This is a genomic window from Bradyrhizobium sp. F1.13.3 (genome assembly GCF_040548265.1).
Classification (GTDB): domain Bacteria; phylum Pseudomonadota; class Alphaproteobacteria; order Rhizobiales; family Xanthobacteraceae; genus Bradyrhizobium.
In genome coordinates this window covers 1-25,206 of sequence record NZ_JBEPRI010000031.1, presented here as the reverse complement: position 1 = coordinate 25,206, position 25,206 = coordinate 1, and the positions used below count along the sequence as shown (strand labels likewise).

Here is a 25,206-nt window from a genome sequence, read left to right as displayed (position 1 = left end):
AGGTCTTTTTCCTCTCACCGCATTAGCCGTTGCCGAAGCAGTGCGGCCGAGACCAGGAAGGGAAACGCCGCGCAGATGCAAAGTGCGCCCACATGCAAGCCGACGCTGTCGACCGGCCGGCCGAGCATTGCTGGGCGAATGAGATCGACCGAATGAGTCAGTGGCAAGAAGGCGGCTATGCGTTGAAATGACCCTGGCAACTGGCTCATTGGGAAGATCGCCCCGCTCAAATACATCATGGGCGTGAGAATGAGTGACTGGTAGAAGATGAAATAGTCGTGGCTCGGTGCAAGTGCTGAAACGACCATTGCGAGGCTCGCGAACGTAACGCCAGTGAGGGCGATGGCTGGTAACGCATAGGGGATGGATGACCACTCGGCATAACCCAGTGCGACGGCAACAATCGTAATCGCAGTCCCGGCGAGCAAGGCCTTGCTCGCTGCCCATGCCACTTCACCGAGAACAATGTCGCCGAGCGTAAGGGGCGTACAGAGCACTGCCTCCCATGTGCAATTTGTCTGCATGCGAGCGTAGGCCGCATAGATCGTTTCGAAGGTTGCGGAGACCATCGCGCTTGTGGCGACCATGCCAGCGGCGAGAAACGAGATGTATGAGGTCCCCTCGACGCCACCGATGATCATTCCAAGGCCAAAACCAAGGCCAAAGAGAGAGCTCATCGGCTCGGCCAGATTCCCAAGAATCGATGCCAAAGCGACTTTCCGCCAGACCAGAAAATTCCGGCGCCATACCGCGATCCAGTTCCATGGATTGGCAGGGAGCGCCGGCGCAAAACGTTGCCACATCGTTCAGTCCTTCATCTCTCGCCCGGTTAGTCGCAAGAAGACATCCTCCAGATTTGGAGGACGCTGCAGAAGGCGGAGATCCGTGCGGTTACCAAGCCGGACGCGCACCTGCTCTGGATCCCTGACATAGCAGAACAGCGTCTCTCCGCTGACCTCAGCGCGCTGCACTTGCGGTCTGACCAGCGGCAGCAGTTCATGCGGATTACCACCGTAAATCTCGATCACTTGGCAGCCGATCTGCTGCTCGATCAGCGCGTGAGGCCGGCCTTCGGCGATCTTGCGGCCGTGCTCAAGCACACATAGGCGGTCGCACAATCGCTCCGCCTCTTCCATGAAATGGGTGGTGAGAAGAATTGTTTTGCCGCGCGCTAATAGCGAGCGCAAGCGTTCCCAGATCAGGTGACGGCCGTGCGGATCGAGGCCGGTCGTCGGCTCGTCTAGCACCAAGAGACGCGGGTCATTAATGAGGGCGCGAGCCAGCGTCAGGCGCCGCTTCATGCCACCGGACAGTTCGCCTACCCGGGCATCCGCCTTGTTCTCCAGGCGGGCGAATTCGAGCAGTGACGGCGTGACCGCTTTGACCTCGGTCGCGCTCATGGCGAAGTAGCGACCGAAAACGAGCAAATTCTCGCGCACCGTGAGCTGAAGATCAAGGTTGTCGAACTGTGGGACAACCCCGATGCCCCGGCGCGCTAAGCGAGCACGTGTCGGCACCGGCTCGCCAAGCACGCATATTTTACCTGCATCGGGCGATGAAACACCCAGGATCAAACGCGCAAGCGTGCTTTTACCCGCGCCGTTTGGTCCGAGCAGACCGAAACACTCTCCCGGCGAGACCGTAAACGAAACAGCGTCCACGACGACCCTGTCGTTGTAGGACTTGCTCACCTCGAAAAGGTCGACTGCCGCGGTTGACATTTGCTTACGCCATCGCGACGGACGTTGTTCGCGCCGCTTCCTGGGTCGCGCGCTTTTTTGTCCAAAGCAGGCCGTCACACCATACGTGATCAACGCGTCCCCACTGGCACGCGGCGGCGACATCCGGGAAGAAGCCGCGCCCATGCAGATTGGCGCTGGTATTGCAAAGCAGCGGAATGGCTGTGAGCTTCTCGTACTCAATGAGAAGCTCGGCCACTTTATGTGGAGAGGTTCTGGAAACGGTCTGTAGGCGGGCAGATCCATCGAGATGCACGACGGCCGGAATTTTGTCCCGCCATTCCGGTCGCGTCTGGTGATCGAACAGCATGTACGGATCGGGTACGCCAGGGCTAAAAATCTCGGCCGCGCGATCCTCCAGGCATATCGGCGCTACCGGCCTGAAATGCTCGCGAAGTTTGATATCGTTGAGATGATCTTTCATTCCTTCCCAGGTCGCGGCTGCGAGAATGCTTCTGCCACCCAGAGCTCGTGGTCCGATCTCGGCGGGTCCAGCAAGGAAGACGACCGGCTTGTCGCCCGCGAGAATTGCCGCAAGTTCGCCCATCGTGCAGGGCGCGCTCTCCCATTCGGGCGGCACTTCGCTGGGACGAACGGCCGGTCCACTGTAGACCGACCATTCCAGAGCTTTAAAGCCTTGCTGTGCCGCCAGTGCAGAGCAAGCGGCACCGATGGCTGAGCCGCTGTCGTTTGGAAAGGGGGGCACCCACACGGCATCGAACAGGCCGGTCGCACGAAATGCACTATTCCACTTAATATTCAAGCCACAGCCGCCGGCGATGCAGAGGTTACGCGCCCCCGCAAGATCCGAATGCCGCTGCACAACATCAGAAATTGTGCGAACCAGCAGACGCTCTAGAAAGAGGTGAAATGACGCAAGGACGTCTTCGGCTTGCTTGGCCTTTAATCGCAGTGCGCACGCATCGAAGAAGTCGTGCAGAGCTTCAAGTGGCGATCGTGAGCTGTTGGTTTCTGCATGCTCACGGCAAGCGCCGTCAGCATGCGTGGCAAAGTGCGCCTCATAGAGTTCCTGAAACGTCTCGATAATATCCCCGTCGGGCGATCCCAGCGCGATATAGGCCATCAGCTTGCCGGCTATACCGAGATCCCAGCTGGTCCGGTCCGCCCGCCTGTAAGGTCCAAAGTGATGTCCTGCCGTCGCATAGGCGTGACCTATCATCGGAAACAGGCATTCGATGAAACGGATGCCGTGGGGCTCGACATAGTAGAGGCGTGGAAACATGCAGCCGTCCCACACCAAGCAGAAAGCAGATTGTGCGGATTTGGCAAACGAGCTGGCGCAGTATGCGGATGCTACGTGCCCGGTGACATGGGGATAGCTTTGATAAGGATATAGCTTCCCGTCTAGCATGAGGCCGATGCGATCGCGGGACGTCAGGGGGCTGTCGCCGTGCCGTTCGACATACGGCGCGCCCTTGAGCTTGACGATCGTCGGCCCACTAAGGACTTCAAACTGCGATTCGAGCTCTCCATCCCAGCCATCAATGACGAACTGATCAACATCGCTCGGATCCAGCCCGTGCTCCGCCAAGGCGCCAACAACGGCATCCAGGTTGTCAATGGTTTGATAACGCGGATTGCTGTTCAGCTTCTCCTGTTCGACACAAAACACCAGCCGGCCGTCCTCGATCAGAGCGACTGCCCCGTCATGCGTCAACTTGATACCGCAGATACGCATAGTGGCTCCTTTCAAGCTCGGCCGTTAAGACGGACCGAAGATTGCTCCGGATTGAGAAAGCGGACCAACAAGCAGTCTTCGTCAGCTGACTGCCCCTGGCACTGCGCGCGTTCGACCTCAATGAGCGCTTCAGTCAGCATCGCGATGACCGTCTCGGCGCCAGCGACATGCCCCCATCGCTTGCAGGTGGCATCACGTGCAGATCCGAAGATCAGATGCCCACCTGGAGCAAGCATCTTCACCATTTTGTCGATCGCGATACGCATCTGTGTCATGTCTTGAAGATAGTAAAGAACTTCAGCGACCACGATCAGATCGAACAACTCTGCGGTCGAGAACTGCAGAATATCGCTCGCCGCCCAGCTGATATGCGACCACCTCTTGGTCCGCTGGACCGCACGACCGATCGCTCGCGGCATAACATCGATGACCGTGAGTCGTTTACAGTGAGGAGCAAGCTTCTCTGTGAATGCACCGGCCGCGCACCCGACCTCGAGGCCGTTTGAGACGGCGCCGTCCGACAGCGATAGCCGCAGCAATTGGGTGTGACGCTTACGTTCGAACGGATTGTCGTCAAGCCGCCACGGGTCGTCGTTAGCCAGCTCCCGTTCTAACGATTGATATGTGTTGTCAACACCCACGAGTTTATCCCCTACGAAATTGCTTATTCAGTCTCGGCCGCAACGTCATCCGACGCGATCAGCCGCTGGGCGGCGCGCAACCGACCTGCTCTGCGAATTGAGCCAGGCGTTCCCGATCCTGGGTTAAGGCTTGGTCCACTTGCCGCCTTTTCGATCGACGCCTTCGATTCATCAACGTCTGATTCCGCTACTTTGCGCGAGAGCCAGTCGCTGTTGCTCAAGGTACAGAGCGCGTAGGCCTTCATTGGGAGCAGGAGGAAGATGTTGATCGGGGTGTGCAGCGCGAATCCGAGAAATCGAAGCTCGCGGGCGCGAATCGCCGCCACGCTGCACCGAACCATGGTCATCGCGACGATGGTCAGACCGGTCCACCAGGGCACGCTGTCGGTGAGCGCGAGCTGAGCGAGCGCGGCAATCGACGAGATGGCGAGCAGCAGCGGCCCGAGGTTCTGTCCGAGCACATCGAGCGTGAGGTACCAATCGAGGCCGGGCAGCAGGTGCAAACCGAGTAGCGTATCGCGGTAAGTGCTCCGGGCCCAGCGGAGCTGTTGCCGCAGATACGGCAAGAGCTTGTCCGGGACCACCGTGGCGGCGATGGCGTCCGGAACGTACTCGGTTCGAAATCCTGCCTTGAGCATGAGGATCGTCAGATGGCGGTCCTCACCGAAGTCGCTCGGCTTTCCTCGGAAAAACTGCGTCTCGTACTGGTCGAGCAACAACATGAGCGCGGAACGGCGGTACATGGCACACGGCCCACAGCAGCACATGACCGCACCAAAGCGCGTCTGAGCCGCACGCTCCTCGTTGCAAGCCAACCAGTACTCCATGTCGATCAATCCGGTCAGCCAGCTGTCGTTGCGGTTGCTGGCCGTCAATTGACCCATGGCCGCGCCGACGGCTGGATCCTGCATCTTGCGTACGAGCTTGCTGACAACATCGCTGGCGATTTCCGTGTCGGAATCGACGTTAAGCACGAGATCGCCGAATGACCGGCGTATCGCGGCAATCTGCGCCTTGCGCTTTCCGACGTTGCTTGGCAGCAGAATGATGCTGACCCTCGGGTCATGCGCGTAGCTTGCGTGTACGGGTGCCACTGCACCGACATTTGCGGAGCCATCATCGACCACATAGACCTGCAATCGCCCTGTGTAGTCCTGGCCTGCAATAGACTTCAGGCAGGCCGCCAGCGTGCGCGGGTCCTCGTTGAAGCAGGGCACGATGACATCCACGCTGGGCAGAGCACCGGCGTTGACCGGGTCATACGGCGGCAGTGAGGCGTCGGTTCGCAGCGCATAAAGCGCCTGCGCGCTCTTATGGACGCTGGAGAGCAACGCGTAAGAGGCAACAGCAACGGTGCTGATGGTGGCAAGCAAGGTCATGGGCATTGATCGATTCGGTTAGGTTGAGGAAGCGACCGGATTGAAAATCCACGGTCGTGCAGTGCTGGAATGAGCTGGGCGAGCGCCATTACGGTCTGGTCGCGCCGACCAGCATCAGGGCGGCGTCCCAGCTCGTCGGGAGGGCATCCGTCATGCAGGAGCACGATTGCCCCCGGTTGCAGCGAGGTCAGCACTGCGGCAACAATCGCCTCGACGCCGGGACGAGCCCAGTCTTGCGGATCGACTGACCAGTGCAGGGCTGCCAGATCGGCCTTCGCCGACGCGGCGAGTGCCTCCTTAGTCCATATCCCGTACGGCGCGCGCATGTGCCGCACAGAGGCTCGGGGGCAGGCCACTCCGATGACCTTGTTCGTGGTAAGGATCTCGTATTGCGCCTCATCCGGCATGCATTTGGACAATTCCGGGTGGGTCATTGTGTGGTTTGCGATTTCGTGCCCTTCAGCAATGATGCGCTGGATCAGCTCCGGCTGGCCCGCTGCATATGCACCGATCACGCAGAAGGTGGCGGGGGCCCGATGCTGGGCCAGCACGTCCAGGATAGCTGGCGTGCAATGCGGGTTTGGACCATCATCAAAGGTCAGATAGACGCAGTGCTCTTCGCCGGCCTCGGCGTAGTCGCTCCGCGCTTCAGTCACGTCGTTTGTTGACGTCACAGCTCTGGCCCGTTCCGTTCAATCATCTCACCTGCCGGCCATTCGCTCATTGGCCTGGCAATCGGCAGAACGAGGCCGACCACGTCCTCCACTCGCGTCGGAGGCACAGTGAGATAGATATCCGGACGAGCGGATCGAACGCGGAGCCCTGGTAGAACAGTCGCTAAGCCCTGTCGTCCGAGCAGTCTGGTAATATGTTTCTGCAGGGCAGATCGGACCGTGCCAAAGCCGAATGGCACGCCAAGATCTCGCAATACGGGATACATCACGCGGATGGAGTGGCTGATTCCGAGCCCCTCGAGATCCGGGCGTACCCCGTACAATCCGAGTTCAGCCACGAGCAGATCAACCTCACCAACTTTTATAAAGCGGCGCAGTGCGCCGATGTGAATCGCGACGCCACGATCATCGTAGCCAATTGCCCGAATCTCAGGCCTTGCGCCGGCCCAGCTTCGATGACCTTCAAAGGGCTTTGCATTGAATTCCCCGGTCGGACCATAGGTCTTGCGGAAGAAGTCGGACAATTCAATGTGGTCAGCAATTTGAAGCTCATTCTCCCAGCACAGCCTCCAACGAACCGGAGGGCGCGCCGAAACACCTCGTGTGGACGCGGGCGCGATCATGTTCATGGAGAGTAACTCCTATTCATTATCTGGCTCCTGACGCAGGCCAACAGTTCGCAACGTTCGAAAGGCTTGCTCAGGAACTGGAGTCCATGTTGCAGGACTCGGCTCACGTGGTTTCCGCAGTCGTCTGTGAGCAGAACGGTGGGAATCGCGCCTCCGGATGCAACCAGATGATAAAAAAGTTCAAGACCACTCATCACGCTCGACTGCATGTCCGCGATCAAGCAAGACGTGATCAAACGGCGGCCCGATTTCAAGAACCCGTCTGCGCTCTCAAATGGTTCGGGCACGTAGCCCGCGGAAAACACCACATCCGTGAGACCTTCACGCGCTGACCGATCTGCATTCACAATCGAGACCACATCGAGCGTGTGCGCAACTCGCATCAGATTCGCAAAGGACGCCTTCGCTTGCATGTTCCGCACGATTTCACCCCAGCAGGGACGCGATCCAATCGACTGCGACCACAACACATTCGGCACCCGCAACCGGAAGGGTCCGACTGGACGGAAATCTACGGCCAAGTTGAGCGTTCGCTCAATTCTACGGCGGTACACGGCGGATATAGGATGGGTTGGCAAAGCCATACGAAGGTTTGCCCGTCGTATCCGCCAACGCAAGTTTGCGAATCCCCGCGGTTCTAGATCGGGGTATGGCTCGCGCAACACGCGCGAATCTGCGAACGCACGGTCTAGACGTCTTGACCGATCCCTCGTGCTGGACTGAGACGCGCAACGATTTGTAACCATTCTGATCGATCTGACTTCTCGCTATACGATCGTTTGCTATCGCCATTCGGTACAAATGGTAAAATCGATTGTGTCGATAGAACACATTCAAACCGTGGATCACTCACGATTATGCGTTTCAAGGGCCTCGATCTGAATCTCCTCGTCGCGTTCGACGCCCTGGTGACGCAAGGCAACCTCACCACGGCGGCAAGAAGCATCAACCTCAGTCAACCCGCCATGAGTGCCGCCGTCGCGCGGCTTCGCACCTACTTTCGAGATGAGCTATTCACGATGAGGGGCCGAAAACTGGTTCCAACGCCGCGGGCTGAAGCGCTTGCGGCCCCGATTCGCGAGGCTCTCGCTCACATTCAGCTCTCCATCATTTCTCCGGACCACTTCAATCCGTCCCAATCAAATCGGCGATTCAGGATCATCCTGTCCGACTTCATGACTGTCGTATTTTTTCGAAGGATCGTGGACCGCGTCGTGCGGGAGGCTCCTAGAATCCGCTTCGAATTGCTGCCGCCTTCAGAGGAACCCGATGAGCTTCTCCGGCGCGGTGAAGTTGATTTTCTGATGTATCCGGAGATGTTCATGTCGAGTGCGCATCCAAAGGCGGCACTGTTCGAGGACACTTTCGTTTGCGTGGGCTGCCCCATGAACAAGCAGCTGGCATCGCGACTTACGTTCGAGAACTACATGTCAATCGGGCACGTGGAAGCTCAATTTGGACGATTCTTGAGGCCCTCCTTCCGCGAATGGCTCTTGCTCGAGCATGGTTTCAAAATACGCACCGAGGTCGCTGTGCAAGGCTTTGGTATGATTCCGCCTATGTTATTAGGCACCAACCGTATCGCGAGCATGCCCTCAAGACTCGTCAGTCATTTCGCAAAGACGATGCCTCTGCGGGTTGTCGAACCTCCGTTGCGACTTCTGACATTCACGGAGGCCGTCCAATGGCCCGCCATTCATAATACTGATCCCGCAAGCATTTGGATGCGCAACATATTCTTCCAAGAGGCGTCCACGATGGTCTCTCCGCCCGGGACCAGCCAATTCCACAGCCCGTTGTAGGATTGTTCGGGCCGGTTGCGACCTGCTCTCGGTTAACCAGATCTACGCCAGGCTCGAGGGCTTCGGTCCTCTGACTGACGTTGGGCAAGGTCGAAATTGGCGCGCTTGGACGCGGTTTGATCGGGTCGTTGGCGCGATTGATCTCGCGCTGCCGTGACGATCTTGCGCATCATACAGCTCGCTCGGCGGCGCTCCCCAATGATTTTCCGCTGATCCGGACCAGCTCCATCGCACCGCTTCAAGTGAGCCGAGGTCAGAGCTCGCGAAATCATCCGGCGAGTCAGGTGAAACGATATCCCGCCTCAGCACTAAACTTCCCTTGAATCGCACGCCGCGTCAGGTTGTAGACCAGCACCTGCGATCGAGGCCGCAAGATGGACGCTGATAGCGCCCCCCTGGTCCAGCTACGGCTCTTGATCATTCCGGCCGGTATCTTCACCCAAGCCAAATCGGATGATGTATGCGGGGTCCTTCTTTCGGATCTCGCGACAGTGGTGTTCCTTTGAACGTGTCGCGGCGTGACGCGCGCGGTGCCGCTGCCGTCGATCTCGAGTTGCTGCCCCTCACCGCTGAGCCCGATGGGTGCGCCTTCGGAGCGGTAACATGATTTGCCTATCTTCCCCGAAGCATCTATGTTCAGCGCGCCGCACTCAAAGCGATACCGCTCGAGGATGCTACTCAGCGAGTAAGCTGCCGGACGAGCAAGCCAATATCGCGAGAGGAGAAACTTCGAGCCTATGTTCGAGAGGATACTCGCGGCGAATCCCCAGACACTGCCCCTCAGATTCGAGGGATCGCTTTGGCTTGAGCATGGCCTTAAGATGCGCATCAAGATCCTCCGCCAAGCTATAGCATCATCCTCCTTTGCTATTGCGGACCCCGTATGACGCGGCTACCAGGACGGCTCGCCAAGCTTTGTGCAAAGGCTATGCCGCTACGGATCCTTGCACTTCTAGTGCATTGAATCTGGCGAGGCCGTCCGATGTACTGCGCTGCGCGACGCTGATCCGGCACAGGTCTGGAAATGCGAGTTATTGCTGTGCACGTCGGCGTTTGCCCGGGCATGACCGCGTGGTGGGGGGGCCCCCGTCGACTGTTCTGAGCGCCTCCACGTTGAGCGGATGCCGGAGCGCTCCTTCGAAAGTCGGTCCTCAATCGCGAGCAGCGCTTCGCCCGCCGCGCCAAATGCGCTTGCGTTGAGATGCATGCCGTGGGTGCTTTTTGAAGCCCGCCTTCTCATTCTCCCGACGCTTTGCGGCCGCGGACTTGCGCCATTGAAGAGCCGCCATCATCCTGTGGCATTCCAAAGACCGACGTTGCGATGCGCTGCAATGGCGTCGCGCGGACAATGCCATCTCAACAGGACGGGCAGAGTGCTGAAAACGCTGCTAGGCGCCGAGCCGGCGGCCGCGCCACGACCTGGGGGTCGAATTAATCTGCAATGATTGACCAATGAACGCCCGACTCGACGATAGACATCACAGCAAGGATGGCGATCGAAAGAGGCTCATCTGATCAGATTCAGTTTTCTGGCTCCGCCGTTTCGTGCAGCAGTATCTTAAGATCAAGCAGCTGCATTCACCTGCTTTCGCTTCGGGTGCTGATCAGACAGAAGATGGCTGCCGCAGCGGCAGCATCCAGGAGACATGGCACCGTTTCAGCTAGCGCAGTCTTGGACAACGGGAAGCATACGCCGTGTTGCACAACGGCATCACGCGACCCTCCTGACACATTCTTTCGCGAACGTCGCCGCTCCGTCTCGTTTTTGCCCCACCACGGCCAAACGGCTTCGCCACGTGCGGCGCGAGTGCGACAATGAAAGGAGCCTACTCTTGGACGACTTGAGTGAAGTCTACGATCCGGAGGATCTCGCAATGTTGGGACACCTTTTTGATCAAGCAATCACATGTTTACCGAAATGCATGCGAACCAGCGAGAATCGTGCGGCGATCGCGAGACTTGTTCTGCAACGCGCAGCGAGGGATGAATTGGGGTCGCTGGCGAACTTAATGCTTGCACTTGTCTCGGCCGCTTGATCAACAGCGCGCTCTCAGTCCTTCTGCGGTTTGCAGCAAGAGACGCATCATCTAGATCATTGAAATAACACCTTGATTCTCACGTGGCGTCAGGTTGTAGGCTTGAAAATTGAGGACCATGACAAACGCCACACCACGACGGCGCCGATGGCGCATTGGAGAACTTGCAGAGGCGACCGGTGTAACGGTACGCACTCTGCATCACTACGAACATACCGGGCTGTTGACGGTCTCGGAGCGTACCGATGGCGGTCACCGCATGTACGACCGTGAAAGCCTACAACGCGTCTCTCAGATTCGCGCGCTGCGTGATCTCGGCTTCTCACTTCCTGAGATCCGCAAAGCAATCGAGGGCCGGACGTCTCTCACGGACCTATTGCGCAACCATCTGGAACGGGTTGAACTTCAAATCGCGCGGGCGACATTATTAATGGACCGATTACGCAATATGACGACGCAAGGTGAGACACAAGTCAGTGTCGACCAACTGCCGGCCACGTTAGACGCAATGTCGCGGATTGAGACGCCTACCCCGTCGGCGATCTGCACATGCGCCGCTAACGCTAACCGCGAAGACCGGTGGCGGAAGATTCGCGACGAGCTACGAAGCTGCATGGTTCAGGGCGAGCCTCCACGCAGTGAACGAGCAAAAGCGGTCGCGCGTCAGGCCCGATCGCTGCTGACTGAGATCGCAGGAGTTGATTCGACTGTCTCAATGATACTCAAGGTGCTGACGCGATTGACCGAACCACACAATCTCGCGGGCTGGGATGCGAGCCTCATGCGATACCTCGATCTCGCCCTCGCCGCGCTGGAGGACCAGCTCGGAAAGAGTTGACGCCCGGTTGCGCACGCTATCGGTTACCGGAATGTCCTTAAACCCAATGGGTTGATAGTGATCATTCAAGTCTGACTGACGATCGTTAGCCGGTCGCATTTCGCCTCCGAAGCTGCGTTGTCCGGGTCTCTTTGGATCTGTGGCTCTGTGGTTCTTGGCAAGAAAACTCAACGAGCACGCTTCGAAGTACTTGATTCGTACGTAACGTCAAATTGTACCATCTAACGCATCGTCGCAGCGGCGGTGCGGACAGACCGTCGGCTAGACAGAGGGAGACACCAATGCTCGGCATCGCTTTCGGAAATTTCCGGTGAGAGGCCTCGGCGAGAACACGTCAGTGGAAATCCAGATCGTCTATACGCAGGCTATTACAGCGAGATCGGCCTAATCATGCGTCAAACTGGGGAGGCGGGCGCACGGATCGTCAGCGATCCGCTGATCACAAGCGACCTTTTGGCAATTGCGGCCGACGCCGCAAACGGCACGCTCTTCACCTTTATGCCGGACCCGACGAAGAATGCTGCAGAGCCAGCCGCCGTCGCCAGGCTCATGACTTCGAGCCTATCTGCCGCGGGTTACACGCTCCACGCTTATGCCGCGGTGCAAGCATGGGCAGAGTCCGTCAAACAGGCCGGCACCTTCGATCCCACCCCGACCGCTGCGGCCCTACGCTCTGGCTCAATCAAAACGACCATTAGCACGGTTCGATTGGACTCCAAGGGAGACAATGCCGCTCCTGGCTTCATCGTTTACCGCTGGCGCGACAATAGCGTCGAGGCGGTCGAGCAGAACGGATCGCCCGTCCCAGCACCGCACGGAGCGTTCAAATGATGAACCATCCTCGATCTAGCGATTACGCGCTGCTCTCGTGCCTCGCAGTTGCTGCAGTCGCAGCATTTCTCGCCCTCGCGGCAGTGCTATCACAGGTGTCGTGCGCGCCCGAACTGCAGCCCGAAGAGCACGTTCCCATTCGCCTGGTGCCACTGCAGTGACCACCACTTCCAGACTCGTAAGGCAGACGAACATTGGCACCTTCTTCCAGCTAGTCAAACTGATGCGCGTCTCACTCTCGGGAGTGAGCTGTCCGCGCCTCTTCAGAAGGAACGCACGCACCATGTGGCAAGATGTCAGCCGCGCGCAGTCTGTCAGCCGATCGCGCGAGTTCAAGGCAAGCATTAGCAGGGTTGTTCGGCCGAGTGGACGTGGCGTTCCACCCGCTCGGACAGGTATTCGCTGGGATAACGCCGTGCGGCGCCTGATCCGTGCCGATATCGCTACCGGCCTTTGAGCCGGGCTCTGATCCGGTGCGGCGCTTAGATCTAAGCCGACCCATCGCCCCAAACACTCGCATTCAGTCGTGCCTTGCGCATGCCGGCCCCGAACATACGGCGCGTATCGACTAAGCTCAATGAGCGCCCTCAACCGCTCTCGTCGACACACCAAAGGAGAATACCAAGTTGGACGGGAAATTGCGAACTCTGCTTTCCTCGCTCACGCCGGTCGCCCGCGAGCTGGGCGCTCTGCCGTCCGGCCGGCCTACCCCGGACGACGGTTGCGTGAAACTGAACACAAATGAGAACCCATTTCCTTTGCCAGGCATCGTGATGCGAAGCGCAATTGCGGCTCTTGAGCTGCAATACCTTTATCCAGAAGACGACAATATCAGCTTGAGAGAAGCGGCCGCAGCTGCCTACGGCATCGCGACCGATCGCGTGATGGCTGGCAATGGATCGTCTGAACTCCTCAGTCTAATCTACAGAGCCTTTCTTGCCCCCGGCGACGGCATCGCAATGATGTCGCCTGGCTTCTCGTTCAATCGCAAGCTTGCCATGTTGCAAGGGGCGCGCTTCATTGAAATTCCCTGGTCTGAACCTGACTGCTTGCCGATGGATGAGCTGCTTTTCGGTCCCACTAAAGATGCCAAGTTCATTCTGCTGGCCAACCCAAACAATCCGACCGGAACCTTTGTTCCGGTCGCTGAGATTGAACGCCTCGTTATACGATCTGACCGATTGATCGTATTGGACGAAGCCTATGTCGATTTCGCACCTGAGGATGGCCTACGCCTTGTTGAGCGCCATTCGAATCTTCTGGTCCTGCGCACGTTTTCCAAGAGTTATTCCGCCGCTGGCATTCGCGTCGGCTTCGGTTTCGGCCATCCCGAGCTAATTGGACGGCTTCGTAACATCCAGAATGTTTTTAACATGAATGTGGTCGCTCATGCGGTGGGCATGAGCGTCCTTGCGCATCGCGACGCCTACGAGGAGAACCATCGCCACGTCAGGCTTGAGCGGCAGCGCGTAGCGGCCGCCCTTTCAGAATTTGGGTTCTCTGTAACGCCTTCCCACGCGAATTTCCTCCTCGCCCGTGTGCCCTTAGGCCAGAGTGGCAGATGGTGGCAGGCGGCGTTGGAAGACCACAAGCTCCTTGTTGCCTTCTTTCCGGATGCCGGCTTGGAGGAGTGCATTCGGGTTAGTATCGGTACAACGCGTCAGATGGATGCTTTTCTTACAGCTGTCGACAGCATTCTTGAAACGGTGGGATGCCGTGGCTAGTGGCCTCTTCCACTGATGTCACGGATCCCCGTTCGTGATCGATCCGGACGAACACTTGATGCGGCTTCGCGACGCAGCCATCCAGTCAGCGCATGACGCGCCGTTGAGAACGGCTTCGCAGCCTATGCAGCGCATTGCCAGCGCGCGCCTCTTGCACCCACACAACCCGGCGGACTTCGGTTCCCTCTATGTAGGAGATAACTGAGTGAGAAACGTTCTTCCCACAAACCTGACCTGCGGCATCTTTGATCATCTTGACGAGGACGGCCGCGATATCGCCCGGCAATATGCGGACCGCCTCGCGCTGGCGGAGGCCTACGACCGGCTCGGTTTCTATGCCTATCATCTGGCGGAGCATCACTGCTCTCCTCATGGAAGGGGCCCTTCGCCGAACTTGTTTCTGTCGAGCGTCATACAACGCACACGGCGACTTCGCGTTGGCCCACTGGTCATGCTGCTCAACCTCTATCACCCACTGCGTGCATTCGAGGAGATCTGCATGTTGGATCACCTGAGCAGCGGCAGGGTTGAGGTCGGCCTTGGCCGCGGCTCCCTGCCGATCGAACTGAGCTATTTTGGCGTTGGAGCCGACGTTGCCTCAAGCCGTTACGAGGAAGCATCCCAAATCTTCGTTAGCGCGATGAATGGCGGCCCGCTCTCATACCAAGGGCAACATTTTGCGCTAAGCGACGTTCCTCTGACGCTTTCACCTCACCAGCGTCCTTGTCCCCCAACTTGGATTGCTACAAATCGGCCAGAGTCCGCTATTTGGGCGGCGGCAAATGGCGCAAATCTGGCGTGCATGGGGCCTTCTTCTGCCGTTCGCAAGGTCACCGATCGCTATCACGCTCATAGAAGCGCGGAGCGTGACGCCAGCGGTTCAGCACCGTTTCTCGCATTGCTCCGCATGGTCGTAATCGCAAGCTCTGAAGCGGCGGCCCGTTCCCTCGCCGCGCCAGCCTACGAAACATGGCTGAAAAGCTTTAAGTTCCTGTACGAGCTCAATGACATCCCGCCTCCATCCAACCTGCCCCTGACCTTGGATGCCGCAATCCACAGTGAACTGTGCGTTGTCGGAACGGGCGCTTCGGTGCGCCAAACTCTTCTCGATCATGTGGAAGAGGCAGGGGCCAACTATCTTCTTTGCCAGCTCGCCTTCGGATCTCTGACACTGGATGCCTGCCTCAATACGGCAATGGCGATTCACTCGGAGCTCATAGGGGCAGACCGCTGACGGTGAGCCAACAGCGAGTTCCAGTAAATTCGCCATTGATCCGGCAACAAATGGCAACGCCGGGGCCGATGAATACCGAATGCATCTATAAGGCCGCTTTTGCGATCCAAACGGCTCTTGCGCGGATTCGACCGTTTCGACTACATCGCCAAACAGGAGCCTTAACGGCAATAAATGGCCTGTCCTTCACTTTGCGTGCGTTGACACTACCTGAGCGGTGGCTTGCTTGGGCAGGTAAGTCGGCTCACGCTCTTCCCGCTTTGGTGCGCCGGTTTGTCGATCGCATTCTAGGCGAATCCCAGGTGTGGCTTAGCGCCCGAGCGGGCCTGTCGTGACGCGGTCCCGGCAGCGCTCCGCTCAGACCGAAGAGATCGCGCGTAAGCTCGATGTCGTGCTGGCAGAATTGGCTTCGCTGCGCATTCTGCTGGCCGCGCACGGCATTAGCACCCCCCGACCTCTCGATGAGGACTACCTCACTGTTCAGCGGTTTGCGGCGATGAATCACATAAGCCCCGAGGCCGTGCTCTCTCGGATCCGCCGCGGCAAGTTACGCGCGGAGAAACGCGGTGGCCGGTGGTGGGTAAAATGCACGGTTTGCACAGCATAGCCGTGCAGGGACGCGGACAGTAAGACAGACGAAGTGAATCAATCCGAGATACGGACGCCGGCACAAGGAAATGATATGTGCGTTTAAGTAGCATCTCTTCTGAGCTCGACCAGACGGCCAATGGAGAGTCAAGACATCGATCGAGGTCAACGTGGCGCACGATCAACACACCTCCGCCAGATCGGCAGGCTCGATCTAAATGCACCCATGCAATTACAAAACGCGTGGGCGCGCCCTGAGCACCGGGTATCGGATGACCACCGTTGCGTGAACGGGATCACTCAGTCAATTCCGCCTGAACAACTGAGCGATCCAGTGAACAAGCGGATAAGAATTGGACGCCTGGCAGGAGAAGTCCAACTCCGATGCCGCTGGCGGTTTGTCGCAAACAGAACCACCCTACATGTCGGTTTTCGACCACCGCACGCGCCCGGGCGACAATCTGGAGCACAGGAAAGATAAATGCTTTGCTCGCAAATCGCGCGCTTTGCGTGCTTCCCTGAGCAACCTGAGTCTCACGCCCCTGGCAGAGAAATTGCACCCCAGTCATTCGCCTGTTTCAGGGTCGCCGCCCGCGCCGGTGTCAAACGGGAACAGATCTGATTTCGCTGGGATGGTCGCCAGAATCTGGCTGGAGAAGGAGATGGCAATGATGTCACCAAGACTGATGTCAGTCCTCGGTTCTATGGTAGCAGTCGAGCGCATGTTTTGGAAACTTCGAGAATTGATCGATGGAGACGGCTCGATCTCACCTGACGTTCGAGAGACGCTTCATGTAATGTTAGATGCAAAGCTTCTTTCCGCAAAAGATAAGATTATGAGCGACGCGCGCGCTGCGATCGACGCGACTCCTGATTTGCCGCAGGCGGTCCGCGACCGAGCATTCATGTCGCTCGATTTGGCAATGAAAATGCTGATGACCAGCGAACCGCCCCGCACTCAGGATCCTCTTAGCGGAGTCGATATCTGCAACGCTAATCGCAGGATGCATTGATGCATGCCCCGCTCCACCCATCGCCGGCCGCAATCTGGCTGTGCACTGTTGATGTTGGCTGAGGCGCTTCGACTGAGCTCCTGAGGGGCTTTGAAGCTGGTGGAATCGAGCGATAGCGACCTCGCTAATTGAGGAATCTAATGTCTGCTGAGGCCGGCACGCTCGTTGGAACCTGCCGAAATGCTGAAGGCTCGGGTTTGGCTCTAGCATCCGGAAGCAGGCTCTCACTGGCCATCTTTAACGTCCTCTGCGTCGAGCCAAAATGCGAGTCCCCCTCAGCTCTGTAGCTTAATCATCAAAAAGGGTTGGCCAGTCGTCGTCATCGGACAGTGGAGAGGGCTCGACTCTGTTCGTGGGAAGCAGTGCTCGAGTTGATTCAACTCAAGCATCATGGTTCGCGTTTTCGCGCTATGGCTGTGATGCTTGGCGATGAACTTCACCGAACCGAAGGTGGAATGTTGAGCCATTTTTCGGTATGCGCCTGATCAGTTGGATCAAGAGGACCGGCACACCCACCCGACGTTAATGAATCCCTCTTGGCCCATCCGCAGCATGGATACCTCCCATCAAAACAATGGATTTTACCAATATTTTCCAAATCCACATAGCTAGCCGCCGGCTATAGCAAGGACGGTCAGGATCAGGCGGGTGACGACGTATTCGCGATTTTCAACGCAATGTGCGGATGACGGGCAAGCGCCAGCACATGATCACCCCTTCCGTCCAGATAGAGGCAAGTGTCTTGGTCTCGCTATCGTGGCACGCGCGAGCTTCTTGCATGAATTAGTCCGGCCCAACATCAGTCATGAGACAGCATGGGCAGCTCGCCTTCAGATCTCTAGCAAGCCTTAGCAGGAGCGGCGCAGCGCAAGTCGATAGCGACAAGGGCAATCTAGCGCCGTTGGGTGCAGCGCCCTGGCAGCCTGAGCCCGGATGGCTGCGCGTGACGCGCATCGGTCCGGCGTCGCGTCGATCGTGAGTGTTTTGCGAGTCAACAAGGAACTGGAGTGTCTTTGATGCGGGCTCGTGGCCACAGCACATGCGTGCGCCGTACGGGATACGGACTAAGGAGGCCCTCGCCGCGTCGGCGAAGGCCGATCTGGCAGCCCTGCACTGGTCAGTCGATCCGCAGGACTGGGCTCGTCCCGGCGTCGAGGCGATTGTTGCCGCAGTGCTGACCTCGCTGCAAGCGGGGGCAATCGTGCTGCTGCACGACGGATGCCCTCCCGACGAGCTGGGACGCCGCCCTGATGCTGGTCGGCGCGACCAGACCGTAATGGCGCTCGCCCAGCTCATTCCAGCACTGCACGACCGTGGATTTGCAATCCGGTCGCTTCCTCAACCTAACCGAATCGATCAATGCCCATGACCCATCAGCACCGTTGCTGTTGCCTCCTACGCGTTGCTCTCCAGCGTCCACAAGAGCGCACAGGCGCTTTATGCGCTGCGGACCGACGCCTCACTGCCGCCGTACGACCCGGTCAACACCGGTGCTCTGCCCAGCGTGGATGTCATCGTGCCCTGCTTCAACGAGGACCCGGGCACGCTGGCCGCCCGCCTGAAGTCTATTGTAGGCCAGGACTACCCAGGGCGATTGCAGGTCTATGTGGTCGATGACGGCTCCGCAAATGTCGGTGCAGTGGCACCCGTACACGCAAGCTACGCACATGACCCGAGGGTCAGCGTCATTCTGCTGCCAAGCAACGTCGGAAAGCGCAAGGCGCAGATTGCCGCGATACGCCGGTCATTCGGCGATCTCGTGCTCAACGTCGATTCCGACACGGAAATCGCCAGCGATGTTGTCAGCAAGCTCGTACGCAAGATGCAGGATCCAGCCGTCGGCGCGGCCATGGGTCAATTGACGGCCAGCAACCGCAACGACAGCTGGCTGACCGGATTGATCGACATGGAGTACTGGTTGGCTTGCAACGAGGAGCGTGCGGCTCAGACGCGCTTTGGTGCGGTCATGTGCTGCTGTGGGCCGTGTGCCATGTACCGCCGTTCCGCGCTCATGTTGTTGCTCGACCAGTACGAGACGCAGTTTTTCCGGGGAAAGCCGAGCGACTTCGGTGAGGACCGCCATCTGACGATCCTCATGCTCAAGGCAGGATTTCGAACCGAGTACGTTCCGGACGCCATCGCCGCCACGGTGGTCCCGGACGAGCTCTTGCCGTATCTGCGGCAACAGCTCCGCTGGGCGCGGAGCACTTACCGCGACACGCTGCTCGGTTTGCACCTGCTGCCCGGCCTCGATCGGTACCTCACGCTCGATGTACTCGGACAGAATCTCGGGCCGCCGCTGCTCGCCGTCATCGATTGCCGCGCTCGCTCAGCTCGCGCTCACCGACAGCGTGCCCTGGTGGACCGGTCTGACCATCGTCGCGATGACCATGGTTCGGTGCAGCGTGGCGGCCGTTCGCGCCGGCGAGTTTCGATTTCTTGGGTTCGCGCTGCACACTCCGATTAACATCTTCCTCCTGCTCCCAATGAAGGCCTACGCGCTCTGTACCTTGAGCAACAGCGACTGGCTCTCGCGCAGACTGCCAGATCTGCCCGACGAAAATGGAAGGCCTGGCAACTTTTTGAACGCGGCCCCCAGAACCGATAAAGCGAAGGAGATTGTTTGCACGTCGCGCATTCAGCACCTTGAGCACCGCATTGCTTTCCAATTGGAGGTCATGGCTCAACTGATCTGCCAAGACAAATTCGCGCTCGGAGCGGTCAAGCTGCTCGACGAACTCACAAGCGAACTGGTCGCGGCAAAACTGGAACTCGGCGCAATAGGCGAGGCAAGCGCCAGCAGGCGAACAGTCCCAGCGGAAAAACACGGTGACCTCTTCTATCCAGAAGACCTCCGCATCCTAGCTAACCTTTTCGACGAGGCAGTCGCAGCTTTACCGCCAGATCGCCGTACTATCGCCAATCGTACGCAAATCGCCAAGCTTGTTCTAGCTCGGGGAGCGACACGTGAAGCCAAGTCCGACCCAAATCATAGCGCCTGCGTTCTTGGCGATTCGATTGATCACATGTTCAACTGTTCCCCTTCCAATCAAATCGAGGTTCCGCCTAGCAGCTGGCGGAATTCTGCGTAAGGCGCAGGTTTCATCACTCGAACGAGTAATAAGACATCACCCATGAGAAGACATCACCGCCGTTTTGATAACCGGCGGTCCTTTGAAGATCGCCGCGCTATGCGTATACAGGCATCCTAGTTTTCCTAACAGATTCGTCTCGTCAGCAGGCAGGCCGCGGGACAGGTGGCAGGACCACTTCTTCGGCCTCCTCAAGGCAAAACCCCTGTAATTTAGGCTCGTCTCAGAGGATGAGTGCGGTACGCCTTGCACCGCAATGCGACCGCCTGCCGGCCGCCCCGACGCAAATAGCTCCGGCGTCTTAACAGCACGCCGACTGCGCAGCGAGATGGCTAGCCTCGTCCACGTTTCAGCTGCCGCCGAACGTCTTCTCCGTTCCCCAGGGCAGGTCGGGCAAGCCGCCGAGAGAAGCGCGCCACTCTGACCAAACCACAGGTATCAGCCCATAACGAATGTCGTTTCCTACAATCATGGCGTCGGCCGTTCCGCGCATCTGCAGACTATGCCTGGCTCGCGCACACTGCGGCTGCAGGCCATCTCGAGTTAGAATACATTTTGGCTGGGAGCAGCCGAAGGGACTTGAATCGTACGTAGCGTCACGTTGTAGGAACCAGGCATCCGCCGCGTCGCGCCGACTAACTAGTCAACCCACCGATGGCGCGAGTGCGACGTAACACATCAAAGCAATCCTGCGGGTTAGACATCGAGATGACGACAGCACTCCTTTTGCTCACTTTGCTCTTCTTCGGCGGCTTTGGATTGGGCTACGCTGTGCGCAGCTGGCGTTCTCGCAAACGGCGTGAGCGCGCCCGGCTCTATGGTGCTCTCTTTCATTCCAGCACTTCTGCTCCGCCGCCGCTGCAAGTCCCCGCACGCCGTGGTTCCTAACGCGCATTCGGCCTTGCTCAAACAAGGAAATTGCCGATCCTCGACGGGAGGGCGCCCCCCGCCGCCAGTTCGTCGCGCACAGATTCGCAAGGCAGAGCGGAGGCGACGCGCGTGCTCGCGTGGAGTCAGTCCCAACAGCACGGTGTGACGTGTGACTGATCACCGATTTGACTGAGACACTAAGCGGTGAAGACCCCGAGCCGGCCCTTCACGGATCATCGGGTCGGCAGCGGTGGATTCGCAACCGGCCCCGGCCTGACAACGTATACCTGTGTGATCTTAGCATGTACGGAAGCGATTGCCGGACCGAATTCCAATCAGCGCTGGTGCGAACCGCGGAGAAGATATGTCTGCCACGCGAGCTAGCGTTTGAACTGACTGCGGCAGCGTCGACAAGGAGCACCTTTCACTCTCCTCGGCCATCTACAGCGCTTCGATGCCCGTCGCGATCTGCACTGGGCGAAAAGCGAGTTCCAGAGCCACGCATGACTTCGAGTATCATCTCACGTCGGGATCAACGTCGCGTTGACCGTGACCAATGCTTCCTGGACCCGTTCGATTCGCTGAACTCGCCTACCTAAACTGAGAGGTTCCGAAGGTGAGGCTTCCTTGTAGAACGCGATCCGCGATAGTCAGTACAGCGGATGCATCATGAAGCCTGACGAGCGCCTCGCCGAAGTCCTTGAAAATAGCGTATGTTTTGATGATGAGGCATGGGCGGTCTGGGCACAGTGCCTCTCACCCACAGGGCGGCTGGCGTATATTCGCAAGCATCGCTCTCTCTTCCGATTCACAGATTATGATGAAGTGATAGCTGTTGTACGGGGCCGGCGCTTCACCGGTTGCTCATCGCAGCTCCTTCGATGGCGCCACAGAACAAGAGCAAGGACGTTGCAAAGCGCTTTGCTCTTCTCAGTTGCGGTGTGGCTGGGTATCATCTGGCTTGCGGTGCGCTTAATCCGCTGAGATCAGTAGCCCGCTTTTCGTCGACACCTAAGCTAACTGTGTTCGCACGCGTCCGAGCATTGCGAAGCGGTTAGAGATGATCTGCAAAGCCGCAACCTGACGCAGCGTTCGGTTCGAACATTCCTTTCGGCGCGAATGTTGCGATGCAGCTACAGCAATTCGCGCAGACGTTGTTAAGACGCACGAGGCTCGGGGGCACTCAAGACACGAGAGTAGAAATGAAGAACTTGTTGCTCGCGACTGTGAGCATTGTGGCGCTTGGCGCGGTGGCGCCCGCATTTGGCGCGGATCTGGCTGCGCAGCCCGTCCAGCCTCTCTACACCATAGCTCCGCAGCCTGTCGCGGCTGCAATCTACGACTGGAGCGGCTACTATCTCGGTATGAACGGTGGCTTGGGCTCAAGCTCGAATTGCTGGGATTTCAATGGCGGCACGCCCGAGGGCTGTCATGATGCGACCGGCATGACCGTTGGTGGCCAGATCGGCTATCGATGGCAGATGGGCCAGATCGTGCTTGGCGTTGAAGGCCAGGGGAACTGGGCTGATTTGACCGGCTCGAATATCAGCGTCGCGTTTTCGGATATCAACCAGACCAAGATTGATGCGTTTGGCCTGGTGACAGGGCAGATCGGCTATGCCTTCGACAACGTACTGCTTTATGCCAAAGCCGGCGCCGCAGTGACGAGCAACACCTATCACATCAACTCGACCCTCACGGGCGCGCAGCTTGGAAACAGCGAGCACGTTCTTTGGGGCGGCGCGTTGGGAGCCGGAATCGAGTACGGCTTCGCACCGAACTGGTCGGTTGGCCTCGAGTACGATCACTTATTCATGCTGCCCGGCACGATGAACTTCGCCGCATCCGCTCGCGGGACCGATCGCATCCCCCAGGAGTTCGATGTTATAACGGCACGGCTCAACTATAAGTTCGGCGGTCCGGTTCTTCTCAAATATTGATCTGTCGTTCAAACGGCAGATCGAAAGCCCCGGCCCATGGGCCGGGGTGTTTTGACCTGTCGATCCGCTGTACAGGAGCTATACGCACTCTTTTGCATTGTTCGGAGGCGCGCTTGCTCCATCGAGCAAAACCGTTTTCCTGGGCTCGTATGTCGTCGCAATGCGAGTCCAAAAAGCTCACTTACGCGAGGATGTCACAGACCGAGACGGAACCGGGCAGATTCGGTCTGTATCTTGTGAAGCTGCTGTTCGAGTTGGCATCCTGGCGCTGAACGGGCCTCTTTGTTCTGGGGCCGCACCCAACCTCACGTTCACAGGGACTGCCCCTAAAGAGCGCGACCGCAGAAACGGGGACTCGTGCACTTAGGTCTCCGGCTCGATTGCGCAGATGACTGGCAAGAGAAGCATCCGAGCGTGTATGTCTTGGCCAGTTTCTTACGCGCCTATTGTTGAGCGTGCAGCAGTACGGGCTCGAGGAGCTCGGGCTTGCAGCGCGGCGATCAGAATGAAAGTGAGTATTGCCGCATGTAGCGGTGTTCCGATAGACCAGTCTGCAACCCGGCTACCTCTTTTGCCCAACCGCAGAGGATCGAATGCCGACAGAGAGACTATCCATGCGCCACATTCGTGAAGTACCACGCCTGCACTACAGCGTCGGCACGTCGCAACGCGCCGTTGCCCGCAGCCTTCGGCTTGGCCCAGGGCACGGTAGCAAGTACCTCAACCGAGCTCGCCGCGCCGGCCTGACCTGACCGCTGCCGCCGGAGCTGGATGACGACGTCCAGCTCGAGAACCGCCTGTTTCCGCCGCCTTCTGATCGGCCCAGCGATGAGCGTCCGCATCCAGACTGGGCGCTCGTGCATCGCGAGCTGCGGCGCCCGAACGTCACGCTGATGCTGTTGTGGGAGGAGTATTGCGACGCAAACTCAGACAGCTTCAGCTATGCTGTGGTTCTGCGAACGCTACAAGGAGTGGACCCGCCGTCTCAAACCGACCCTGCGCCAGGTCCATATCGCCGGCGAGAAGCTGTTCGTCGACTATTCCGGCCATACCATGGAGATGGTTGACGGGCTCAACGGTGAGGTGCGCAGCGTGCAGATTTTCGTCGCCGTGCTCGGCGCCTCGAACTACACCTACGCCGAATCCAGCCTCACCCGAATCCTGCCGGACTGGATCGCCTCAGGCCGGCGAAAGGGAAAAATCGTGAGCACCTCACGCGCGATCGCCCCGCCGGCCCACAGGCCCCTCCCACGCGCGTCGCTCCGTCGCTCGTGGCGGCACTTCGCGCCGCGCACGAATCCCTCCCATGGACCGCCGGGATAATCTCCAAACCAACCCGCCAATCGTGACGAGGAGGCCGCAGCACACATAAACTCGTCAGTAGTGTTCGTCTCCAGTGATCGCCATCATCTGGACTCCGTGATCACCATCGTCTGGAACGCCTGATCACCTCCCTGGAATGCGCAGCGGGGACTGGGACTGCCCAACGCTCTGGGAGCGTCCTCCCCCTCGCCGGAGTACCAGATGCCCTGTGGTCGGAGATCGGGTACCCAAGAGATATTCATCGGCTTGCACGCGCGGGTCTCGAAAAGGGCATGCACAGCATTTTTCGTGCTCGCCAGCTCAACCACATGGAATCCCGAGGCTCGCCTGCAGGCGACGGCGCTCTCGATCAGAGGGATATACTTAGCCATCGCGTGAGGACCGAGCCCGACGACTATAAGATCCTTCATTGTCTTCTACTCTCCTCTCGCCTGCGTTCCGGTCAAAACTTCGGACGCGAACCAGTCAGAGTTTGGGTCGATCCGACCGCAACCGAAATGGCACTCCTTGCAGAACCGACCGTTCCGATTCAAGGCTCGTCGGTCATCCGCAGGCAGGCGCGCGATTTTGAGCTATCGCCGAAAGTTGGTGACGACGGGAATCGGAGGCGGCATATCGTGGGGGTGCTTGAAGCCTCCACTTCTCCACCGAAGGAGCGATATGCCGTGTCCAACGATAACGTTATCAAGCTGATTCAGTCAGGATTGTTCGACGATCAACTCACCGAAATCTTGCGCAACGGAGCCCGTGCCCTGCTCGCCAAGGCAGTCGAGGCCGAGGTTGCGGACTTTCTCGACAAGCAGGCTGATTGAGGACGCAGGAGGGCCACCAGCGCCTCGTCCGCCATGGTCACCTGCCGGAGCGCGAGGTGATGACCGGTATCGGTCCGGTCGCTGTCCGCCAGCTATGTGTTCGCGATCGCGAAGCGGACGCCACCAACCCCGACCGCATCCGGTTCTCTCCGTCGATCCTGCCACCCTACATGCGCCGCTCGAAGTTGATCGAGATGCTGCTGCCGATCCTTTACCTGAAGGGTATCTCGACTGGCGACTTCTCGGAAGCGCTGCTGGGTGCCCAAAACCGCCAACGTGCTCGCCAAATTATCGAAGAGCCAGCAGCCGAAAGCCAAACCCGCGTTGCAGGAGATCTGGACG

General features: G+C 58.6%; 15 protein-coding genes and 3 pseudogenes. 11 read left to right on the top strand and 7 right to left on the bottom strand.

Annotation, left to right across the window (positions count from 1 at the left end; genetic code table 11):
- Positions 1-14: 14 nt before the first annotated feature.
- Genes ABIB66_RS41265 through ABIB66_RS41235 form a run of 7 tightly spaced genes read right to left on the bottom strand, consistent with a single transcriptional unit; the run spans position 15 to position 6,761 of the window.
- Positions 15-803: an ABC transporter permease gene (locus ABIB66_RS41265; RefSeq protein ID WP_354259558.1), complete on the bottom strand. Its 789-nt coding sequence runs from the start codon at positions 801-803 to the stop codon at positions 15-17.
- 3 nt (positions 804-806) lie between these two features.
- Positions 807-1,721: a nodulation factor ABC transporter ATP-binding protein NodI gene (nodI, locus tag ABIB66_RS41260; RefSeq protein ID WP_354259555.1), complete on the bottom strand. Its 915-nt coding sequence runs from the start codon at positions 1,719-1,721 to the stop codon at positions 807-809.
- A gap of 4 nt (positions 1,722-1,725) precedes the next feature.
- On the bottom strand, positions 1,726-3,438 hold the full coding sequence (gene nodU, locus ABIB66_RS41255; protein WP_354259552.1) for a nodulation protein NodU: 1,713 nt from the start codon (positions 3,436-3,438) through the stop codon (positions 1,726-1,728).
- Positions 3,439-3,449: 11 nt separating this feature from the next.
- On the bottom strand, positions 3,450-4,106 hold the full coding sequence (gene nodS, locus ABIB66_RS41250) for a nodulation methyltransferase NodS (protein WP_502917408.1): 657 nt from the start codon (positions 4,104-4,106) through the stop codon (positions 3,450-3,452).
- The gene (nodC, locus tag ABIB66_RS41245; RefSeq protein WP_354259549.1) at positions 4,103-5,458 is read right to left on the bottom strand and encodes a chitooligosaccharide synthase NodC; all 1,356 of its coding nucleotides are present in this window, start codon (positions 5,456-5,458) and stop codon (positions 4,103-4,105) included. The genes nodS and nodC (ABIB66_RS41245) overlap by 4 nt, the downstream gene beginning before the upstream one ends.
- The gene (gene nodB / locus ABIB66_RS41240) at positions 5,455-6,132 is read right to left on the bottom strand and encodes a chitooligosaccharide deacetylase NodB (protein ID WP_354259546.1); all 678 of its coding nucleotides are present in this window, start codon (positions 6,130-6,132) and stop codon (positions 5,455-5,457) included. The genes nodC (ABIB66_RS41245) and nodB overlap by 4 nt, the downstream gene beginning before the upstream one ends.
- Entirely contained in the window at positions 6,129-6,761 is a 633-nt protein-coding gene (locus ABIB66_RS41235) for a NodA family N-acyltransferase (RefSeq protein ID WP_275174141.1), read from the bottom strand. The genes nodB and ABIB66_RS41235 overlap by 4 nt, the downstream gene beginning before the upstream one ends.
- An 857-nt stretch (positions 6,762-7,618) precedes the next feature.
- Between ABIB66_RS41235 and ABIB66_RS41230 the strand changes: the two genes are divergently transcribed.
- From ABIB66_RS41230 to ABIB66_RS41180, 11 genes and pseudogenes are all read left to right on the top strand, one after another.
- Complete coding sequence (locus ABIB66_RS41230) at positions 7,619-8,563, top strand: LysR family transcriptional regulator (protein WP_354259542.1); 945 nt, start codon at positions 7,619-7,621, stop codon at positions 8,561-8,563.
- 2,154 nt (positions 8,564-10,717) lie between these two features.
- On the top strand, positions 10,718-11,437 hold the full coding sequence (locus ABIB66_RS41225; RefSeq protein WP_354259539.1) for a MerR family transcriptional regulator: 720 nt from the start codon (positions 10,718-10,720) through the stop codon (positions 11,435-11,437).
- 390 nt (positions 11,438-11,827) lie between these two features.
- Positions 11,828-12,268 (top strand): type 1 periplasmic-binding domain-containing protein, encoded by a 441-nt coding sequence (locus ABIB66_RS41220; protein ID WP_354259536.1) that lies wholly within the window; start codon positions 11,828-11,830, stop codon positions 12,266-12,268.
- 626 nt (positions 12,269-12,894) lie between these two features.
- Complete coding sequence (hisC, locus tag ABIB66_RS41215; RefSeq protein WP_354259533.1) at positions 12,895-13,992, top strand: histidinol-phosphate transaminase; 1,098 nt, start codon at positions 12,895-12,897, stop codon at positions 13,990-13,992.
- A gap of 205 nt (positions 13,993-14,197) precedes the next feature.
- Positions 14,198-15,226 carry an LLM class flavin-dependent oxidoreductase gene (locus tag ABIB66_RS41210; RefSeq protein WP_354259530.1) on the top strand — a complete coding sequence of 343 codons (1,029 nt, stop codon included), beginning with the start codon at positions 14,198-14,200 and terminating at the stop codon, positions 15,224-15,226.
- A 941-nt stretch (positions 15,227-16,167) separates the two neighbouring features.
- On the top strand, positions 16,168-16,827 hold the full coding sequence (locus ABIB66_RS41205; protein ID WP_354259527.1) for a hypothetical protein: 660 nt from the start codon (positions 16,168-16,170) through the stop codon (positions 16,825-16,827).
- A 1,033-nt stretch (positions 16,828-17,860) separates the two neighbouring features.
- Positions 17,861-18,196, top strand: a pseudogene (locus tag ABIB66_RS41200) (chitooligosaccharide deacetylase NodB); the annotation flags it as partial.
- Between the two features lie 3 nt (positions 18,197-18,199).
- A pseudogene (gene nodC / locus ABIB66_RS41195) lies at positions 18,200-19,370 on the top strand (chitooligosaccharide synthase NodC); the annotation flags it as partial.
- A gap of 2,621 nt (positions 19,371-21,991) precedes the next feature.
- Positions 21,992-22,729: an outer membrane protein gene (locus ABIB66_RS41190; protein ID WP_354259524.1), complete on the top strand. Its 738-nt coding sequence runs from the start codon at positions 21,992-21,994 to the stop codon at positions 22,727-22,729.
- Positions 22,730-23,671: 942 nt separating this feature from the next.
- Positions 23,672-24,052, top strand: coding sequence for a hypothetical protein (locus ABIB66_RS41185; RefSeq protein ID WP_354259521.1), 381 nt, complete (start codon positions 23,672-23,674; stop codon positions 24,050-24,052).
- 665 nt (positions 24,053-24,717) lie between these two features.
- Positions 24,718-25,118 (top strand): annotated as a pseudogene (locus ABIB66_RS41180) (transposase); the annotation flags it as partial.
- Between the last annotated feature and the right edge of the window lie 88 nt (positions 25,119-25,206).

Excerpts from the sequence above, each read along its gene's own strand:
- ABIB66_RS41265 (WP_354259558.1), bottom strand. The coding sequence starts at position 803 with ATGTGGCAACGTTTTGCGCCGGCGCTCCCTGCCAATCCATGGAACTGG.
- nodI (WP_354259555.1), bottom strand. The coding sequence starts at position 1,721 with ATGTCAACCGCGGCAGTCGACCTTTTCGAGGTGAGCAAGTCCTACAAC.
- nodU (WP_354259552.1), bottom strand. The coding sequence starts at position 3,438 with ATGCGTATCTGCGGTATCAAGTTGACGCATGACGGGGCAGTCGCTCTG.
- nodC (WP_354259549.1), bottom strand. The coding sequence starts at position 5,458 with ATGACCTTGCTTGCCACCATCAGCACCGTTGCTGTTGCCTCTTACGCG.
- ABIB66_RS41235 (WP_275174141.1), bottom strand. The coding sequence starts at position 6,761 with ATGAACATGATCGCGCCCGCGTCCACACGAGGTGTTTCGGCGCGCCCT.
- ABIB66_RS41230 (WP_354259542.1), top strand. The coding sequence starts at position 7,619 with ATGCGTTTCAAGGGCCTCGATCTGAATCTCCTCGTCGCGTTCGACGCC.
- ABIB66_RS41225 (WP_354259539.1), top strand. The coding sequence starts at position 10,718 with ATGACAAACGCCACACCACGACGGCGCCGATGGCGCATTGGAGAACTT.
- ABIB66_RS41220 (WP_354259536.1), top strand. The coding sequence starts at position 11,828 with ATGCGTCAAACTGGGGAGGCGGGCGCACGGATCGTCAGCGATCCGCTG.
- ABIB66_RS41190 (WP_354259524.1), top strand. The coding sequence starts at position 21,992 with ATGAAGAACTTGTTGCTCGCGACTGTGAGCATTGTGGCGCTTGGCGCG.
- ABIB66_RS41185 (WP_354259521.1), top strand. The coding sequence starts at position 23,672 with ATGCTGTGGTTCTGCGAACGCTACAAGGAGTGGACCCGCCGTCTCAAA.